This window comes from Bradyrhizobium sp. Ec3.3 (assembly GCF_000472925.1).
Classification (GTDB): domain Bacteria; phylum Pseudomonadota; class Alphaproteobacteria; order Rhizobiales; family Xanthobacteraceae; genus Bradyrhizobium.
In genome coordinates this window covers 30269-50476 of the sequence record NZ_AXAS01000018.1, presented here as the reverse complement: position 1 = coordinate 50476, position 20208 = coordinate 30269, and the positions used below count along the sequence as shown (strand labels likewise).

Here is a 20208-nt window from a genome sequence, read left to right as displayed (position 1 = left end):
GGACACGCGGCGCATCCATGTCAGAAATGCGACGCAGATCACGATTAACGTCGCAAACGAGGCGAGTGCGACGAGAAATGCTGCGCGCGCCGATTGCAACGATTCGCTCGCGAAGAAGACTGCGCCGATCGCAACATGAACGCGATCTTTTCGGCGCGCGACCAAGCACCCCGACCGACGGCGCGCCGTGGCTCGAAGGCGATGCCACAGCTTTCGCGTGATACGCACGCTGAACACGCCGTGAGATCGGAGCGACGGCTGGCGCAAAATTCCGGCTGCCGGCAAGCAGCGCTCATTTGCGCGACAACCATGACGTCTGCGCGGCCTCGAAGGATTGCGTCGGCTCGGGCCGAGCCGTAGGTTGACCGAAAGCCTGCAACAACAAGCCGGAGAGAAACCCATGGCGCGCCTGAAATTCGGAGCCTTTCTTGCCCCGCATCACCCGATCGGGGAGCATCCGATGCTCCAGTTCCGGCGCGATCTCGACCTGGTCGAGCAGCTGGATAGCCTCGGCTATGACGAGTTCTGGTGCGGCGAGCATCATTCCTCCGGCTGGGAGATGATCGCTTCGCCCGAGATGTTCTTGGCCGCGGCCGGCGAGCGCACCAAGCGCATCAAGCTCGGCACCGGCGTCGTGTCACTGCCCTATCACCATCCGTTCAACGTCGCCCAGCGCATGGTGCAGCTCGACCACATGACCGGCGGACGCGCGATCTTCGGCTCCGGTCCGGGCGCGCTCGCCTCCGACGCGCATACGCTCGGCATCGACCCGATGACGCAGCGCGACCGCCAGGACGAGGCGATCGCGATCATCCGCCGCCTCTTCAACGGCGAGCGCGTCACCGCCAAGAGCGACTGGTTCACCATGAACGACGCCGCGCTTCAGCTGCTGCCCCTGCAGGAGGAGATGCCGTTCGTGGTGGCCTCGCAGATCTCGCCGTCGGGCATGACGCTCGCCGGAAAATACGGCATCGGCATCATCTCGCTGGGCTCGATGACGACGCAGGGCCTGATGTCGCTGCGGCAACAATGGGAATTTGCCGAGGATGCAGCCAGGAAGCACGGCACCACGGTCAACCGCGCCGACTGGCGTGTGCTGCTCACCTGGCACATCGCCGAGACCCGCGAGCAGGCGCGCCGCGAGGCCGGCGCCGGGCTGATGCGCTGGCACAACGAATATAATGTCGGCACGCTGCAGCGGCCGGGCCTCACAGCGTTCTCCTCGCCCGACGAGGCCGTGGACAAGACCGCCTTCGTCGATGGCGCGGCCTCCACCATCGGCACGCCCGATGATCTCGTCAAAACCATCAAGAACGTGATGGAGGTATCCGGCGGTGTCGGCGCCATCATCGGCTTCGTGCACGACTGGGCCAATCCGGAAGCCACGCGCCGGAGCTGGGACATGGTCGCGTGCTATGTGGTGCCCGAGATCAACGGCTATATCGACGGGCTTCGCAGGTCGCAAAAATTCGTGATCGAGAACCGCGCGATCTTCGAGCGGGCGGGACAGGCGGTGATGGCCAAGATCATGGAGAACGAGAAGGCCGCCGAGGCCTTGAAGCAGACCGGCCCCGGCCGCGTCGCGATACCCGCCGTCAACGCACCGGATTTACAGAAGGAAGCTGCGAAACGGCAGGCCTAGGGTCTGCATCGCGACATTCGCCTGGGAATGCCGTCACATCATTTCCGCGCCAACTGTGCTATGCTGTCGACGTCAGCCGGGTCGTGGTCGCGCGATCCGGTTCGGTCAACAACCGGGAGCCAACGCCATGTCGATGCAGAGTGTGGCCTCGCCTGCGATCAGCTGGACCGCACCGAAGCGCAACGAGCTCACGCACATTCCGGGCGACGAGGGCTGGCCGATCATCGGCAAGACGTTCCAGGTGTTGGCCGATCCCAAGGGCCACATCGAGGCGGCCGGCGCAAAATACGGCCCGGTCTATCGCACCCACATTTTCGGCGAGACCAACGTCGTGCTGCTCGGGCCCGAAGCGAACGAGCTTGTGCTGTTCGACCAGCAAAAGCTGTTCTCCTCGACCCATGGCTGGAACAAGGTGCTCGGCCTGTTGTTTCCGCGCGGCCTGATGCTTCTCGATTTCGACGAGCACCGCCTGCACCGCAAGGCGCTGTCGGTCGCCTTCAAGTCCGGGCCGATGAAGTCCTATCTCGCCGATCTCGACAAGGGCATCGCGGCGCGCGTCGCACAGTGGAAGGCAAAACCGGGCGTGATGCAGCTTTATCCGGCGATGAAGCAACTTACGCTCGATCTCGCCGCGACGTCTTTCCTCGGCGCCGATATCGGGCCGGAGGTCGCCGAGATCAATCGCGCCTTCGTCGACATGGTGGCGGCCGCCGTCACCCCGATCCGTCGTCCGCTCCCGGGCACGCAGATGGCGCGCGGCGTCAACGGCCGCAAGCGCATCGTCGCCTATTTCAGGGAGCAGATTCCGCTGCGCCGCGCTAAGCAAGGCGGCGAGGACCTGTTCTCGCAACTCTGCCACGCCACCCATGAGGACGGCGCGCTGCTCTCCGAGCAGGACATCATCGACCATATGAGCTTCTTGATGATGGCCGCGCACGACACGCTGACCTCGTCGCTGACGTCGTTCATCGGCGAGCTCGCGGCCCATCCGGACTGGCAAGGCAGGCTGCGCGACGAGGTTGCGGCGCTAAAACTTTCGGCCGATTCGCCGACGAGCTTTGACGATCTCGAAAAGATGCCGCTGTCGGAGATGGCATTCAAGGAGGCGCTGCGGATCAAGCCGCCGGTGCCGTCGATGCCGCGCCGTGCGATGCGCGACTTCACATTCAAGGGGTTTACGATTCCGGCCGGCACGGCGGTCGGCGTCAATCCGCTCTACACCCATCACATGAAGGACATCTGGCCGGAGCCGGACCGTTTCGATCCCAAGCGCTTCACCGAGGAGGCGCAGCGCAACCGCCACCGCTTCGCCTGGATCCCGTTTGGCGGCGGCGCGCATATGTGCCTCGGCCTGCACTTCGCCTACATGCAGGCGAAATGCTTTGCGCGGCACTTCTTGCAGAATCTCGAGGTATCGCTGGAGCCCGGCTACAAGCCGGACTGGCAGATGTGGCCGATCCCCAAGCCGCGCGACGGATTGCGGGTGAACGTGAAGGCGGTGTGAGATCGCAGGGTGGGCAAAGGCGCGGAGCGCCGTGCCCACCACTTTTCGCGGATGGAGAATTGGTGGGCACGCTTCGCTTTGCCCACCTCACGGATTCTTCGCTGTGGTCTGGCCACCTCGCCTTCCGGTATAGCCATCCATCGATCACAATTTTGGCATCTTCGACGATAAAGACTCCCACTGGTCGCTCCAGCCTGCCCGTGGGATGTTCCTGTTTTCGAATGATTTGAGGCCAATAGACCGGCACCGTGCGGCGCTGTCGTTCCAACGGTCAATATCCGCGCCCGCCAATGCCGAGGCAAGCTATGCTTGCGCAGACGGCCTGTGCATCGCCTTCATTTGCAGCCCGCCTATCGAGCTCGCTTCGCGGTTAAACGGCAGATGGTGAAACTGGTCGACGAATTCCGGAAGGGCTGGCTCGGCATCTCGCCGCCTTCGCTGGCGCTCAGCGTCGGCTTTGCGACGATCTGTCTCGTGCTCGCGACGCTGGTGCGCTGGGGCCTCGCCCAGGTACGGCCGGACATCTTCTTCACACCGTATTTTCCGGCCGTGTTCTTTGCCGCTGCATTCGGCGGCCTGCGCATCGGCGTCATCACGGCACTGATCGGCGGCGTGCTCGGCGTCAGCCTGAATTTCGGCGACGCCCATGCCGACACCGCGCGCTTCGTCCTGCTCGTGCTGTACTGGGCCGTCACCGCGCTCACGATCTGGGGCGTCGAGCACTACCGCTCGCTCCTGATCGAGCAGCGGCGGATCTCCAAGCGCCTGATCGAGGAAGAGGAGTATCGCAAGCTCCTGGTCGATGAATTGCAGCACCGGCTCAAGAACAAGCTCTCGACCGTACATGCGGTGCTGCATCAGGTGCTGCATGACCAGCCGCAGGTCTGGGCCCGCATCGATCCGCGGCTGCGGTCGCTGGCGGCAACCGACGATCTGATCGCGCGGGTCGACAATTCCGGCTGCGACATCCGCGACCTCCTGATCTCCGAGCTCGGTCCTTACGGCCATGTCCGCTTCACGCTGAACGGCGAGCGGCTCTTCCTGCCGGCGAAGCTCGCGGTCACGCTGTCACTGATGTTTCACGAGCTCGCCACCAACGCGAGCAAATACGGCGCCTTCTCCGCCTTGCGCGGCCTGCTGATGGTGTCGTGGACCGTCTCCGACGACCGCCTCACCATCACCTGGGACGAAACCGAAGGACCCAGCGTCGACAAGGTCTCGGCGCCTGGCTTCGGCACCAAATTGTTGAAATCGGCGCTCGTCGCCTTCGACGGCAAGACCGAGATCTCATACCTGAAGAGCGGCGTTCATTGCATCATGCAATGTCGCATTCCCAAATCCTGACACTTTGACGGCAGAGCGAAAGCGAGCTGCGCGCATCCCCCGCAGTTTCGCAAGTGGCGTTGACGCTCTGTTAATGACGATCGGCGCCGCTCGCGCCGGCGCGACAAGTTGCGGCGAACCATTCCCGAATTTCTGTGTATCCCTTAACCAAACCTAAGAGGGACTTCGGCAAGATCGCACCATTACAAAGGCGCGCCTGAACAACAAGATTCATGAATTCTATGAACGACAGCAAATACTCCGGCGCGACTGATGCCGAGCTCGGATTTCTCAAGGAAATCGTTAGAATGCTGCCTGCCGGCGTGACCGTGCAGGATGCGCGCGGCGACCTCATTCTGGTTAACGATGCCGCTGCCCGCCATCTCGGCATGGATGGCAGCCGGCCGGCGCCGGACCTGGCGCAGCGCCACGAAGCCTGCCAACAGGCGATGCGGGCAGGCCAGCCCGTGGTGGCCGAGGAATCCCTCCACGACGGCACTGCGCGCCAGGTCCTGCTCACCACCCATCGCCCGATCCGCCTTGCCGGCCGCGATCTCCTCATCTCCGCCTCCTCCGACATCACCGAGCAGAAGAATTTCGAGGACCAGCTGTTTCGCTCGGCCTATTTCGACGAGCTCACCGGCCTGCCCTCCCGGCGCGTGATCGAGCATAGCGTCAACAGCATTTTGGGGCGCGAGCGCAACGGCGAGCGTTTTGCACTCGCCTTTCTCGACGTCGACAATTTCAAGCACATCAACGATTATTACGGCCATTCGGTCGGCGATGCGCTGCTGGTCGAGCTATCGAAGCGGCTCGGCCGCGACCTGCGCGAGACCGACATGCTGTCGCGGATCTCGGGCGACGAATTCCTGCTGCTGCTCTCGCCGATCAAGAGCGAAGAGGAGGTCGCCGAATTCATCCAGGCGACGCTGAAGCGCCTGACCGCGCCCTTCTTCATCGACTCCTCCGAGATCTTCGCTTCCACCTCGGTCGGCGTCAGCCTCTATCCCGATCACGGCCGCTCCTTCGAGGTGCTGCGCCAGAACGCCGACATCGCGATGTACCGCATCAAGAACCAGGGCAAGGGTTCTGCTGCGTTCTTCGACTCCGGCATGGAGCGCGAGGCGCTCGCGCGCATGAAGATCGAGCAGTCGCTGCGGCTCGCCATCCTCGAGAAGCGTTTCTGCTGCGCGTTCCAGTCCAAGGTCGACATCAGGACCCAGGCCGTGAAGGGCATCGAGGCCTTGGTGCGCCTGCGCGACGATGAGGGCGTGATCCAGGCACCGGGCTCGTTCATCAACCTCGCGGTCGAGCTCGGGCTCATCGACGAGCTCACCCATCTCGTGCTGGCCGAGATCGTGAGGTCGATCGACCTGATCAACGACACCTTTGGCGCCGAAGCGAGCATCAGCATCAACGTCGCCGCCAAGCAGGCCGGCAATCCCGAGTTCATGCGCTCTTTTGCGCAAGCGCTCGACGAGACCGGCTTCCCGAAACGCTTCATGATCGAAGTGACGGAAGATGCCTTCGTCGCCACGAATCTTTTTCAGTCCGAAATCCTGCCGATGTTCCGCAAGCTCGGCGTCGGTATCTCCATCGACGATTTCGGCATCGGCTTTTCCTCGCTCTCGGCGCTCGCCGACATCACGGCCGACGAAATCAAGATCGACCGTTCCTTCATCACCGACATCCATAAGCGCCCGCGCAGCCAGGGCATCTTGCGCGCGATCGAATCCTTGAGCGAAGCGCTGGGCATGACGGTCATCGCCGAAGGCCTCGAATCCTATGAGGAGCTGGCCTATCTCCAGGCCGCGACCAAGATCCGCTATGCGCAGGGCTATTATTTCGCCCGGCCGGTCTTCCTGGAAGAGCTGAAGCTCGCAACCCCCGCGGCCAGCGAAGCGCGCGTCAGCATCGCCAGCCGCCCGATGCAGCAGAACCGGCAGGGCTATTCACGGGCGGGTGGATACCGGCGGTAGGCCCTGAAGCGGCCCAACCACCTCGAGGTCGTCCTGGCGAAAGCCAGGACCCATTACCCCAGGGAGTGGTTGTGGCGCGAAGTCGGTGACCACGAGTCTTCGCCAAACTACTCCCTGGGGTAATGGGTCCTGGATCTGCGCTGCGCTTGTCCAGGACGACGTGCTGGGGATCGACCATCCTTACAAGCAGCGAATTCTCCCTTTGAAATTGCTGGCCTTTTGCTAAGAAGCAGGCGAACGTCCGGGCTTGCCTCGCTTGGCAGCCACCGAGGTACGCCATGTCCGCTCCCTCCTCCGTCGTCAGCGATCCCGCCTATATTCGCGCCCGCGCCATGGAGACGCTGTTCGAGCGGCTGGAGCATCTTTGCGAGGGCGCCATTGCGATCGATCGCAACGGGCGGGTGGTCTACGTCAACGAGAAATACGTCACCGCGATCGGCCTCTCGCACGAGTCCGAGGCGCTGGGACGTCCGATCGAGGAGATCATTCCCAACAGCCTGATGCGGCGGGTGGTGGAGACCGGGGAGCCGATCATCCTCGACATCATGGAGCTCGGCGGCGAGCAGCTCGTCGTCACCCGCATGCCGATCGAGGACGAGCGCGGAAACATCATCGGCGCTATCGGCTTCGTGCTCTATGACCGCCTCGAAGGCCTGAAGCCGCTGCTCGCGCGCGTCACCCAGCTCGAAAGCGATCTGCGGCTGGCGCGGCGGCAATTGTCGCACGCACGTGCCGCGCGCTTCACTTTTGCCGATTACGTCGGTGCGACGCCAGGGATCGCGCAGGCCAAGGAACTGGCGGCGCGCGCCGCGCGGCAGAACGTCACCGTGCTGCTGACCGGCGAGACCGGAACGGGCAAGGAGATGCTGGCGCAGGCCATTCACAACGCCTCTTCCCGCGCCGAAAAGCCGTTCGTCAGCGTCAACGTCGCCGCGATTCCCGACACGCTGATCGAGTCGGAATTTTTCGGCACTGCGCCGGGCGCCTATACCGGGGCCGACCGCAAGGGCCGCGAGGGAAAATTCCGCATCGCCGATGGCGGCACGCTGTTCCTCGACGAGATCGGCGAGATGCCGCTCCAGCTCCAGGCCAAGCTGCTCCGCGTGTTGCAGGAGCGCGAGATCGAGCCGCTCGGCTCCGACAAAGTTACCAAGATCGACGTGCGTGTGGTCGCCGCCACCAATGTCGATTTGCACAAGCGCGTCAGCGAGGGCGCCTTTCGCGCCGATCTCTATTACCGGCTCAACGTGCTCTCGATCGGCCTACCCCCCTTGCGCGACTGTCTCGACGATCTCCCCGACATCTGCGCGCGGCTGCTCGAGGACATCAGTGCCACCGGCGACTACGTCAATGCCAGGATCACGCCGAGCGCGCTCGCAAGCCTTGCCCGCTACAACTGGCCCGGCAACGTCCGCGAGCTCCGCAACATTCTGGAGCGGGCGCTGATCCTGAGCGATTCGGGACGGCTGACCGGCGAGGATTTTGCTCGCATCCTTCCCGTCGGCGCCGACACCAGACCCGTGGCGCAGGCCCGGACCGGCGGCACCGTCATTCCCTATGCCGAAGCCGAAGCCGAGTTCGAGAAGCACACGCTCGAACAGGCGCTCGCCGCCAGCAACGGCCAGATCTCGGAAGCGGCCAAGATGCTCCAGATCTCGCGTGCGACCTTCTACAAGAAGCTCGCCAAGTTCGGCCTCGCCTCAGGGCCGGCCTCCGTCTGAGTTTCGAGACTGAGATTGTCCGGAGTCTCAGACTCCGGACACGACTCGCTGCGCGTTCTTCCTGGCGCAGATGCGCGAATTGCCGCGTTTTCAGCCACTTTGCCCACATCCGCCGCATCTGGCGCGGAGCTTGCTTTTCGCTCTGCACAAAGACGCATGCTGCAAATGCGCGCTTGGCAAAAACAGGGAGAACCCAAGATGAGTGGAGCGATCACAGTCAATCAGCTTCAGGCAAAGCAGCCATCGCACGTCACCGTCGCCACCGCGAGCCTGATCGGCACGGCGATCGAGTGGTACGACTTCTTCCTCTACGGCACCGCCGCCGCGCTGATCTTCAACAAGCTGTTCTTTCCGACCTTCGACCCCATGATGGGCACGCTGCTGGCGTTTGCGACCTATGCGCTCGGCTTCATCGCACGCCCGCTCGGTGGCGTCGTGTTCGGCCACTATGGCGACAAGATCGGCCGCAAGACGATGCTGTATCTGACGCTCTTGATCATGGGTGCTGCGACCGCGGCGATCGGCTTCCTGCCGACCTATGAGACCGCCGGCATCTGGGCCGCGATCCTGCTCGTCGCCTGCCGCCTGATCCAGGGCTTCGGCTTGGGCGGTGAATGGGGCGGCGCCGTGCTGATGGCAGTCGAGCATGCCCCCGAGGACAAGAAGGGCTTTTACGGGAGCTGGCCGCAGCTTGGCGCTCCACTCGGCCTCGTGCTCGGCACGCTGGTGTTCTCGGTCGTCTCCTCGATGCTGACCGACGCGCAGCTCTATGCCTGGGGCTGGCGCATCCCGTTCCTGTTCTCGATCGCGCTGGTGCTGGTCGGCCTGTGGATCCGCTTCACCATCGCGGAATCGCCGGAGTTCCAGAAGGTCAAGGACACCAAGCAGGAAGTGAAGATGCCGATCCTCGAGGCGATCCGGATGTATCCAAAGAACATCCTGCTCGCGATGGGCGCGCGCTTCGCCGAGAACGGATTCTTCTACATCTATGCCACCTTCGTGCTCGCCTATGCGACACAATCGCTCGGCATGAACAAGCAGGACATGCTGAACGGCGTTTTGATCGCGGCCGCGATCGAGACCTTCACGATCCCTGCGTTCGGCGCGCTCTCCGACCGCGTCGGGCGGCGGCCGATCTACATCTTCGGCGCGGTCTTTTCCGCACTGATGTCGTTCCCGCTGTTCATGCTGCTGTCGACCAAGGAACCGCACCTGGCCTGGATCGCGATCGTGCTGGGCCTCGCCGTCGGACATGCTGCGATGTATGGCCCGCAGGCGAGCTTCCTGTCCGAGCTGTTCGGCACCAAGGTGCGCTATAGCGGCGTCTCGCTCGGCTACAACCTCGCCTCGATCTTCGCCGGCGCGCTGTCGCCGCTGATCGCGACCGGCCTGATGACGGCCTATGCGCCGGCAACCTGGCCGATCTCACTGTACATGATCGCGCTGGCGATCATCACCATCGTGTCGGTCTACTTCGCCACCGAAACACGCAAGATAGTTCAGGCCTGACCGGCCCGACCACGTCTCGCGCCGCGAGGAGCGGCCTGTTCCAGGACCGCTCCTCGCGCTAAGATCGACGCAATAGAACAACAACGGCATGCGGTCCAGGAATCGGGAGGAACGCCGTGAGCCAGCACCCAGCTCTGCCTTACCTGCGCAATTCCGAGAAGGGCAAGATCGTCACGGCGGCGGAAGCCGTCATGCTGATCCGCGACGGCGACACGGTCGCCACCGGCGGCTTCGTCGGCATCGGCTTTGCCGAGGAGATCGCGATGGCGCTCGAGGAGCTCTACCTCTCCAACGAGGGCGATGCGCCCTATACGCAAGGCAAGCCGCACAATCTGACGCTGGTCTATGCGGCGGGCCAGGGCGACGGCAAGCACCGCGGTCTCAACCATTTCGCGCATGAGGGCCTGGTCCGGCGCGTGATCGGCGGGCATTGGGGCCTTGCACCGAAATTGCAGCAGCTCGCGATCGCCAACCAGATCGAGGCCTATAATCTGCCGCAGGGCGTGATCACGCATCTTTTCCGCGACATCGCCGCGCACCGGCCCGGCCACATCACCCGCGTCGGCATGGGCACCTTCGTCGACCCCCGCAACGGTGGCGGCAAGCTGAACGCACGCACCACCGAGGACATGGTGGAGCTGATCAAGATCGGCGGCGAAGAATGCCTGCTCTACCGGACGTTCCCGATCAATGTCGGGATCATCCGCGCCACCACCGGCGATCCCGACGGCAACCTCACCATGGAGAAGGAAGCGCTGACGCTGGAAGCGCTCACCATTGCCATGGCCGCGCATAATTCCGGCGGCATCGTCATCGCCCAGGTCGAGCGCGTCGCCGAGAGCGGCAGCCTCAATCCGCGCCAGGTCAAGATTCCCGGAATCCTCGTCGACTGCGTCGTGGTGGCGAAGCCCGAGCATCACTGGCAGACGTTTGGCACGCAGTATAACCCCGCTTTTTCGAGCGAGATCAGGGTGCGTGCAGCATCCCTGCCCGTGATGCCGATGAGCGAGCGCAAGATCATCGCCCGCCGCGCCGCGTTCGAACTCAAGGCCAACAGCGTCGTCAATCTCGGCATCGGCATGCCCGAGGGAATCGCATCGGTCGCCAATGAGGAGCGCATCATCGACCTCATCACGCTGACGGCGGAACCCGGCGTGATCGGCGGCATCCCCGCGAGCGGCATCGACTTTGGCGCGGCCATCAATACGCAGGCCGTGATCGACCAGCCGTATCAGTTCGACTTCTACGACGGCGGCGGACTCGATGCGGCCTTCCTCGGCCTCGCGCAGGTCGATCGTGCCGGCAACCTCAACGTCAGCAAGTTCGGGCCGAAGCTTGCGGGCGCCGGCGGCTTCATCAATATCAGCCAGAACGCCAAGGAGGTGGTGTTCGTCGGCACCTTCGGCGCGGGCAAGCAGAACATCGCGGTCAGCGACGGCAAGCTGTCGATCGTCGAAGAAGCGAAGTCACGCAAGTTCGTCGACCATGTCGAGCACGTCACCTTCAGCGGAGCCGTCTCGGCGGCGCGCGGGCAGCGCGTGCTCTATGTCACCGAGCGCTGCGTCTTCAGCTTACGCCCCGACGGCCTCGAGCTCATCGAGGTCGCGCCCGGCATCGATATCGAGCGCGACATCCTGCGCCTGATGGACTTCAAGCCGCTGGTCCCGCGCGACCCCGCCCTGATGGACGCGCGCATCTTCCGTGACGATCTGATGGAGCTGCGCGAACGGCTTCTGACCATCCCGCTCGACCAGCGCTTCACGCTGGACGAGCAGCAGAACATGTTCTTCGTCAATCTGGAACGCTATCCCCTGCGCAGCAAGGCCGATATCGACGCCATCGCGCGCATCGTCGAGGCCAGGCTCGCCCCGCTCGGCCATAGGGTCTACGCCATCGTCAACTACGACAACTTTTCGATCCTGCCCGAGCTGATGGACGATTATTCGGCCATGGTCCGCGGCCTCGTCGACCGCTTCTATTCCGGCGTCTCGCGCTACACGACATCAGGGTTCCTGCGCATCAAGCTCGGCGAGGCGCTGGAAAAACGCGGCGTAGCGCCGCACATCTTCGAGAGCGCCGCCGAGGCGCAGTCGGATATGCGGCAGGTCGAAGGGACTGACGCACGCGATGACGGCGCGTCACGCGGCGCGCGGAAGGCTCAAAAATGATGCAGACCTTGCATGCGCAGGCCCGGGCGGAAGGTTGAATTGCAATGTCCGCCGCGCTGTGCAAATCGCTATTGCCCAACAAAATGGATCAGGAGGGATCATCTTGCGTTTACCAGTCATCATAACAACAACCATAGCAACAACGATTCTTGGCCTCGCCGCGGCCACCACAGCGTGCGCAGATGATCTCAAGGTCGCGCTGATCTACGGCAAGACCGGCCCGCTGGAGGCTTATGCCAAGCAGACCGAGACCGGACTGCAAATGGGTTTTGAATACGCCACCAAGGGCACGATGATGCTCGACGGTCGCAAGATCGTCATCATCACCAAGGACGACCAGGGCAAGCCGGACCTAGCGAAAGCTGCGCTCGCCGAAGCCTATCAGGACGACAAGGTCGACATCGCGATCGGCACGACGTCGTCGGCCGCGGCCCTCGCGATCCTGCCCGTCGCCGAAGAGAACAAGAAGATTTTGATCGTCGAGCCCGCCGTCGCGGATCAGATTACCGGCGAGAAGTGGAATCGCTACATCTTCCGTACCGCGCGCAACTCCTCGCAGGACGCGATCTCCAACGCGGTCGCGATCGGCAAGCAGGGCGTGACCGTTGCAACGCTGGCGCAGGACTACGCCTTCGGCCGTGACGGCGTCGCCGCCTTCAAGGAAGCGCTGGCCAAGACCGGCGCGACCTTAGCTGCCGAAGAATATGCCCCGACCTCGACCACCGACTTCACCGCCGTCGGCCAGCGCCTGTTCGACGCGCTGAAGGACAAGCCGGGCCGCAAGGTGATCTGGGTGATCTGGGCCGGCGCCGGCAATCCGCTGGCCAAGCTACAGGACATGGATCCGAAGCGTTACGGCATCGAACTCTCGACCGGCGGCAACATCCTGCCGGCGCTCGCCGCCTACAAGGCGCTGCCGGGCATGGAAGGCGCGACCTATTACTACTACGACATCCCGAAGAACCCGGTGAACGACTGGCTGGTTGCCGAGCACCAGAAGCGCTTCAACGCGCCGCCGGACTTCTTCACCGCGGGCGGCTTTGCCGCGGCGATGTCCGTCGTTGCCGCCGTCACCAAGGCGAAGTCGACCGACACCGAGAAGCTGATCACGGCGATGGAAGGCATGGAGTTCGACACGCCGAAGGGCAAGATGGTGTTCCGGAAAGAAGACCATCAGGCGCTCCAGAGCATGTATCACTTCAAGGTCAAGGTCGATCCGAACGTCGCCTGGGCCATCCTCGAGCCGGTGCGCGAGCTGAAGATCGAGGACATGGACGTTCCGATCCGCAACAAGCGGTGATGCTGTCTTGCTCTCCCCGCGATCTCTCGCGGGGAGAGGACTTTCCGTGAATGATCCGAGAGTTCTCCCGATGGCCCTGACGTTAGAGACGCGCGACCTGACCATCCGCTTTGGCGGCCATGTCGCGGTCAACAATGTGAGCTGCAGCTTCCGCCCGGGCGAGCTCACCGCCATCGTCGGACCGAACGGCGCCGGCAAGACCACCTATTTCAACCTGATCTCGGGCCAGTTGCGCGCGTCGAGCGGCAGCATTTTGTTCGACGGCACCGACATCACCGAGCACTCGGCGCCGCTGCGCACGCGCGCTGGTCTCGGCCGCGCGTTCCAGCTCACCAACCTGTTTCCGACCCTGACGGTGGAAGAGAACGTCCGCCTCGCGGTGCAGGCGGCGAACGGCACGCACTATGACATGCTACGGCCCTGGATGGTGCGGCGCGACATGATCGCGCGCGCAGACGGCATCCTCGACCAGGTCGCGCTCGGCAACCGCCGCGGCGTCACCGCGACCGCGCTCTCGCATGGCGACCAGCGCAAGCTCGAGGTCGCGCTGATGATCGCGCTGGAGCCGAAGGTCTTCATGTTCGACGAGCCGACCGCAGGCATGAGCATCGACGAGGTTCCGGTAGTGCTCAACCTCATTGCGCAACTCAAGCAGGACAGGAGCAAGATCATCCTCCTGGTCGAGCACAAGATGGATGTGGTGCGCTCGCTCGCCGACCGCATCATCGTGCTGCATAACGGCCAGCTCGTCGCCGACGGCCCGCCGGCCGAGGTGATCGCCTCGCCGATCGTGCAGGAAGCCTATCTCGGCGTTGCCCCGAAGAGCGCCGCATGACCGATCTGCTCAAACTCTCCGGCGTGCACACCCATATCGGCCGCTATCACATCCTCCAGGGCATCGACCTCGCGGTCGCCCAGGGGCAGACCACCATGCTGCTCGGCCGCAACGGCGCAGGCAAGACCACGACGCTGCGCACCATCATGGGGCTGTGGCAGGCCTCCAGCGGCGAGATCAGTCTCGCCGGCGAGCGCATCGAAGGCCGCGCCACGCCCGACATCGCCCGGCTGGGCGTCGGCTACGTGCCGGAGAGCATGGCGGTGTTCTCCGACCTCACGGTGAAGGAGAACCTGGTGCTCGCAGCGCGCGACGGTCCGCTCGACGACGCCCAACTCGACTGGATTTTTGGCTTCTTCCCCGCGCTGCGTCGGTTCTGGCTGTCGCGCGCCGGCTCTCTCTCAGGCGGACAGAAGCAGATGCTGTCGATTGCCCGCGCGATCATCGAGCCGCGCAAGCTCTTGCTGATCGACGAACCGACCAAAGGCCTGGCGCCCGCCATCGTCATGGCGCTGATCGAGTGCCTGAAGGAGATCAAGCGCAAGGGCGCGACGATTCTCCTGGTCGAACAGAATTTCTTTGCCGCCCGCGAGCTCGGCGACAGCGTGCTGGTGATGGACAATGGCACCATCGTCCATCGCGGCGAGATGGCGGCGCTCGCCGCCGACGTGCCGCTCCAGGAGCGGTTGCTCGGCCTGAGCCTGGAGGCGCATCAATGACCGACCTTGCCGCAACCGATCCGCTGCCGAAGCCCAAGCGCGACATTGCGCCGATCGTACTGCCGATCGCGCTCGCACTCGCCATGATTCCCTTCGTCGGCTCGACCAGCTCCTGGCTGACGCTGACCGCCGCGAGCCTTGCCATGGGCATGATGATCTTCATCATGGCTTCAGGCCTGACGCTGGTGTTCGGCCTGATGGACGTGCTCAATTTCGGCCACGGCGCCTTCATCGCCGTCGGCGCCTATGTGGCAACTCTGATCCTGCTACCGTTTGCCGCCGCGATGCAGGCGGATTCGCTTCTGATGAACCTTGCCGTGCTGGCGCCGGCCGCGTTGCTCTCGATGGCGGTGTCCGGTGCGCTCGGCCTCGTCGTCGAGCGCATCTTGATTCTCCCGGTCTACGGCCAGCACCTGAAGCAGATCCTGATGACGACCGGTGGCCTGATCGTCGCCGAGCAGACGCTTTATGCCGTGTGGGGCCCGCAGATCATCCCGCTGCCGCTGCCGACCTCGCTGCGCGGCTCGTTCATCTTTGGCGACGTCGCGATCGCAAAATATCGCCTGCTCGCGATGCTGGTCGGCCTCGTCGTCTTCATCGCGATCCAGCTCGTGCTCAACCGCAGCAAGCTCGGGCTCCTGATCCGCGCCGGCGTCGAGAACCGCGAAATGGTGGAGGCGCTCGGCTATCGCATCCGCCGCCTGTTCCTCGGCGTGTTCATGACGGGATCGGCGCTTGCAGGCCTCGGTGGCGTGATGTGGGCGCTCTATCGCGAGCAGGTCCACGCCTCCATGAGCGACGATCTCACCGTGCTGATCTTCATCGTCGTGATCATCGGCGGGCTCGGCTCGATCGGCGGCTGCTTCATCGGCGCGCTTCTGGTCGCGATGGTCGCCAATTACGGCGGCTTCCTGGTGCCGAAGCTCGCCCTCGTGTCCAACATCCTGCTGATGGTCGCCGTTTTGATGTGGCGGCCGCGCGGCCTCTATGCGGTGACCAGCCGATGATGATCCTGTCAGGCGACCCGCCGCGCAGCCGCGTCCTCACCCTCATTCTCGTCGTCATTATCCTGGCGCTGGCGGCGACGCCCTATCTGTTTCCGGGCGCCAAGGCGATGAACGTCGCGGCCAAGATCTGCATCTTTGCGGCGCTCGTTGCCTCCTATGATCTCTTGCTCGGCTATACCGGCTCGGTGTCGTTCGCCCACACCATGTTCTACGGCATCGGCAGCTACGCGATCGCGATCGCGCTCTATTCGATGGGACCGAACTGGGGCGCAGTCGCAACCGGCATCGTCATCGGCCTGCCGCTCGCGGCGCTGCTGGCGCTCGCGATCGGACTGTTCTCGCTGCGGGTGGCGGCGATCTTCTTCGCCATGATCACGCTCGCGGTCGCCTCCGCGTTCCAGGTGCTGGCCTCGCAGCTCTCCTGGCTCACCGGAGGCGAGGACGGGCGGAGCTTTCAGCTGCCGGAATTGCTGCGGCCAGGCACCGTACTGATCCCGAAGAGCTTTGCAGGCTTCGAGTTGAACGGCCGCACCCTGACCTTCTACCTCGTCTTCGCGGCATCAGCCCTGATGATCCTCGCGCTGCTGCGCGTGGTGAACTCGCCGTTCGGCCGCGTGCTCCAGGCGATCCGCGAGAACCGTTTTCGCGCCGAGGCGCTCGGCTTCCGCACCGTGTTCCACCTCACCTATGCCAACTGCCTCGCGGCGCTGGTCGCCGCCAGCGCCGGCATTCTCAACGCTCTGTGGCTACGCTACGCCGGGCCCGACACCTCGCTCAGCTTCTCGATCATGCTCGATATTCTCCTGATGGTCGTGATCGGAGGCATGGGCACGATCTACGGCGCGATCATCGGCGCGACCATCTTCATCCTCGCGCAAAACTATCTTCAGTCCCTGATGGGCGTTGCCTCGAAGGCGGTGGCCGATGCCGGTCTGCCGCTGCTGCCGGGCCTGCTGCACCCGGACCGCTGGCTGCTGTGGCTCGGGCTGCTCTTCATTGCCAGCGTCTACTTCTTTCCGACCGGCGTGGTCGGGCGTCTGCGCAATGCCGGCGCCAAGCCCGCCAAAGACGCATCGCATTAAGTCGGCGTTAACACCGCGGTTGCTCCGTTTCACGCGTGTAACGCGCAAGCTGAAGGCGAAGCAGGATAGTCCGCTGTCGCCATCGACCCGGACAGTGGCGCCGCCCGGTTAAGCCTTAAATAACCGGCTTTCCTAAGGGTTAGGCCATTTGTGCATAGTATGCATGTTCCCCCTGGGAGGGGGAATGCGCCTGATGTCGTCCACGATCACGAGCAGAATAGCCACCGCCACAAGGGGCGGCTGGGACGCTGCCGTACGGCGCGGACCCGTGCTGTGGCTGACGCTGTGCGGCGCGCTGCTGGTGGCCGGCATCTTCGTCGTCACCACCATGGTGATCGACGATTTCCGCGAGCGCGCCCTCGTCAACAACGAACGCGAGCTCAAGAACACCGTCGTGTTGCTGACCCGCCATTTCGATCAGCAGTTCGAGGATTCCGAGACCGTCGCCGCCGATCTGGTGGCGCAGATGAAGCTCGCCGAGATCTCTTCGCCTGAGGTGTTCCGCGAGCGGATGTCGAGCGATGAAGCCCATCGCATGCTCACGAACAAGATCAGCGCCGTGAACTATCTCGGCGACATCGCGATCTATGACATCAACGGAGACATCATCAACTGGTCGCGAAACGAGCCGCTGCCGAAAATCAACATCTCGTCGCGAGCCTATTTCCAGACCTTCAAGTCCAATCCCCAGTCACAGCCTGTATTGCTGGAGACGGTGCGCAGTCTCATCATCGACAAATGGACCACGGTGGTGGCACGTCGGCTGACCAGCCCGCAGGGCGGGCTCCTCGGCATCATGGTGCGCCGGATCGATCCGGCGAGCTATCAGAAATATTTTTCCTCCGTTGCGCTCGGAAGTGGCGCCGCCATATCGCTGTTCGACAGCGCCGGCACGATGCTGGCACGGTACCCGCACATCGAAACGCTGATCGGCAAGAGTTACGCCGACGCACCGCTGTTGCGGAAGATCGCGGCCAAGGGCGGTCGGCAGACGGTGCGGATCGAGAAGAGTCCGGTCGACGGCGTGGGGCGGCTGGGCGCCGGTGCGTCGCTCGTGCATTTCCCGATCATCGTCATCGCCACCAACACGACGGAATCGGCGCTTGCGGATTGGCGCGAGCAAACCCGCTTCATGATAACAGCGGCCACGCTGGTGGCGACGATCATCGCGTTCATCCTCTATCTCATCATTCGCCAGATCAGCCGCCAGAACCGCGAGACGCAAGCGCGGATCGAGGCGGAACGACTGCGGCTCGATACCGCCCTGAACAACATGTCGCAGGGCCTGATCCTCTACGATGCCAACGGATACATCGTCACCTGCAACCGGCGCTATGCCGACATGTTCGGCCTGTCCCCGGACGTCATCAAGCCCGGCTGCCACATCCACGAGGCGATGCATCATCGCAAGGAGCGCGGGACGTTCGACGGCAACGTCGAGGAGTTTTGCGCCGGCGTCATGAAGATCGTCGCCGAGGGCAAGGTCTCGACGAGGATCCATGAATTCTCGAACGGCCGCGCCTTCCAGGTCATCAACACCCCGCTTGCACAGGGCGGATGGGTTGCCACGATCGAGGAGATTACCGAACGGCGCAATCTCGAGCAGGAGCGTGACCGCAACTACACCTTCCTGCGCGAGATCATCGACCATATCCCCTCGCAGATCACGGTGAAGGACGCCCGCACGCGGCAATATCTGCTGGTCAACCGGATTGCCGAGGAGGTGTTCGGGGAATCGGGCAAGACGATTGTCGGCAAGACGGCCTTCGACATTCTTCCACCGGCAGACGCCGAGACCGTTACCTGCGAGGACGACAGCCTGCTGCAGTCGCCCGAGGGCCTGGTCCTGGGTGAGCAGGCCTGGGAAACCAGGACCGGTGGCCATCGCTACGTCATCTCCAAGCGTATCGGCATCCGCGACAACGGTGGCGAGCCGCGCTACATCATCAACGTCATCGAGGACGTGACGGAGCGGCGCCGCGCCGACGAGAAGATCGCGCATATGGCGCATTACGACGCGCTGACCGATCTGCCGAACCGCCTGCTGTTCCGCGAGCAGATCGAGCGCGAGCTCGAGAAGGTCGCGGGTGGCGGGCGGTTCGCGCTGCTTTATATCGACGTCGACGAATTCAAGGGCATCAACGATTCGCTCGGCCATCACGTCGGCGACGAGCTGTTGAAGGCGGTCGCGGCCCGCATCCGCACCTGCCTCAAGCCGGGCGACCTGATCGCGCGGCTCGGCGGCGACGAGTTCGCGGTGATCCAGACCGGGATCGAGACATCCGCCGACGTGCTGGCCTTCGTGACAGGGATCCACGAGGCGATTCGGCAGCCCTACCATTGTCTCGGCCATCAGCTCTCGACCGATGCCTCGATCGGCATCGCGCTGGCGCCGCAGGACGGTACCGATCTCGACCAGCTCATCAAGAATGCCGACCTCGCTATGTACGGCGCCAAGGCGGAAGGCCGCCGCACCTATCGCTTCTTCGTGCCGGCGATGGATGCCTGTGCCAAGGCGCGCCTTGCCATGGAGCAGGACCTGCGTCAGGCAATGGTCGAGGGCGGCTTCGAGCTCCACTACCAGCCGCTGGTCAATTTGCGCTCCGGCGAGGTCTCCGGCTGCGAGGCGTTGCTGCGCTGGCATCACCCCGAGCGCGGCATGGTCTCGCCGGCCCAGTTCATTCCCGTGGCTGAGGACACCGGCCTGATCAACGAGCTCGGTGATTGGGTGCTGCGCACGGCCTGTGCCGAGGCCGCAAGCTGGCCCCGCCATGTGCGGCTCGCCGTCAACGTCTCACCGGTGCAGCTCAAATGCGAGACGCTGGCTCTGAAGATTGCCGGCGCGCTCGCCGCGTCCGGTCTCGATCCGTGCCGCCTCGAACTCGAGATCACCGAGGCCGTGCTGATCCGCGACGACGAGGCCGCGCTCTCGATCCTGCATCAGCTTCGCTCGATCGGCGTGCGCATTGCGCTCGACGATTTCGGCACCGGCTATTCCTCGCTGAGCTATTTGAAGCGCTTCCCGTTCGACAAGATCAAGATCGACCGCTGCTTCATCGCGGACATCGCGGAAACCAGCGGCGCGCCCGTCATCGTCCAGGCGGTGGTCAACATCGCCAGCGCCAGCAACATGACCACCGTGGCCGAAGGCGTCGAGACCGAGGCGCAGCGCGAGATGCTGCGCGCCCTCGGCTGCACCGAGATGCAGGGCTATCTGTTCAGCGCACCGAAGGCCGCAAGCGACGTGCGAAAGCTGTTCGGCCCGCGCAGCGCCCAAGTGGCGGCGGTGGCCTGAAGCGGCGTTTCCCGCCTCCCCAAGACCGAAATCGCCGGCCTCGATCGCGGGATTCGGGAGGTTCCGGCCCCGGCGGCGCAGGTCCGCCCGGGGGCTGAGAAGGACGCCGGCCAGAGGTTGCCGA

At 63.9% G+C, this 20208-nt stretch carries 13 protein-coding genes; all 13 read left to right on the top strand.

Annotation, left to right across the window (positions count from 1 at the left end; translation table 11 throughout):
- Positions 1-400 precede the first annotated feature (400 nt).
- The 13 genes from YUU_RS0119910 to YUU_RS0119850 all read left to right on the top strand — a co-directional run bounded on the left by YUU_RS0119910 (position 401) and on the right by YUU_RS0119850 (position 20084).
- Positions 401-1642: an LLM class flavin-dependent oxidoreductase gene (locus YUU_RS0119910; RefSeq protein ID WP_027523979.1), complete on the top strand. Its 1242-nt coding sequence runs from the start codon at positions 401-403 to the stop codon at positions 1640-1642.
- Between the two features lie 127 nt (positions 1643-1769).
- A complete protein-coding gene (locus tag YUU_RS0119905) occupies positions 1770-3146 on the top strand; it encodes a cytochrome P450 (protein ID WP_027523978.1) in 1377 nt (458 codons plus the stop codon).
- A 381-nt stretch (positions 3147-3527) separates the two neighbouring features.
- On the top strand, positions 3528-4490 hold the full coding sequence (locus tag YUU_RS0119900) for a sensor histidine kinase (protein WP_027523977.1): 963 nt from the start codon (positions 3528-3530) through the stop codon (positions 4488-4490).
- 221 nt (positions 4491-4711) lie between these two features.
- A complete protein-coding gene (locus YUU_RS0119895) occupies positions 4712-6448 on the top strand; it encodes a bifunctional diguanylate cyclase/phosphodiesterase (protein ID WP_027523976.1) in 1737 nt (578 codons plus the stop codon).
- A 278-nt stretch (positions 6449-6726) separates the two neighbouring features.
- Positions 6727-8169: a sigma-54-dependent Fis family transcriptional regulator gene (locus YUU_RS0119890; protein WP_027523975.1), complete on the top strand. Its 1443-nt coding sequence runs from the start codon at positions 6727-6729 to the stop codon at positions 8167-8169.
- 198 nt (positions 8170-8367) lie between these two features.
- Complete coding sequence (locus tag YUU_RS0119885; protein WP_198031785.1) at positions 8368-9678, top strand: MFS transporter; 1311 nt, start codon at positions 8368-8370, stop codon at positions 9676-9678.
- Between the two features lie 116 nt (positions 9679-9794).
- Positions 9795-11846: an acyl CoA:acetate/3-ketoacid CoA transferase gene (locus tag YUU_RS0119880; protein ID WP_027523973.1), complete on the top strand. Its 2052-nt coding sequence runs from the start codon at positions 9795-9797 to the stop codon at positions 11844-11846.
- A gap of 118 nt (positions 11847-11964) precedes the next feature.
- On the top strand, positions 11965-13146 hold the full coding sequence (locus tag YUU_RS0119875; protein WP_156944412.1) for a substrate-binding domain-containing protein: 1182 nt from the start codon (positions 11965-11967) through the stop codon (positions 13144-13146).
- Positions 13147-13216: 70 nt separating this feature from the next.
- A complete protein-coding gene (locus YUU_RS0119870) occupies positions 13217-13981 on the top strand; it encodes an ABC transporter ATP-binding protein (RefSeq protein ID WP_027523971.1) in 765 nt (254 codons plus the stop codon).
- Positions 13978-14700, top strand: a complete 723-nt coding sequence (locus tag YUU_RS0119865; protein ID WP_027523970.1) for an ABC transporter ATP-binding protein — start codon at positions 13978-13980, stop codon at positions 14698-14700. The genes YUU_RS0119870 and YUU_RS0119865 overlap by 4 nt, the downstream gene beginning before the upstream one ends.
- Positions 14697-15707 (top strand): branched-chain amino acid ABC transporter permease, encoded by a 1011-nt coding sequence (locus YUU_RS0119860; RefSeq protein ID WP_027523969.1) that lies wholly within the window; start codon positions 14697-14699, stop codon positions 15705-15707. Before YUU_RS0119865 ends, YUU_RS0119860 begins: the two co-directional genes overlap by 4 nt.
- Positions 15704-16789: a branched-chain amino acid ABC transporter permease gene (locus YUU_RS0119855; protein ID WP_198031784.1), complete on the top strand. Its 1086-nt coding sequence runs from the start codon at positions 15704-15706 to the stop codon at positions 16787-16789. The genes YUU_RS0119860 and YUU_RS0119855 overlap by 4 nt, the downstream gene beginning before the upstream one ends.
- 184 nt (positions 16790-16973) lie before the next feature.
- Entirely contained in the window at positions 16974-20084 is a 3111-nt protein-coding gene (locus YUU_RS0119850) for an EAL domain-containing protein (protein ID WP_027523967.1), read from the top strand.
- Positions 20085-20208 lie beyond the last annotated feature (124 nt).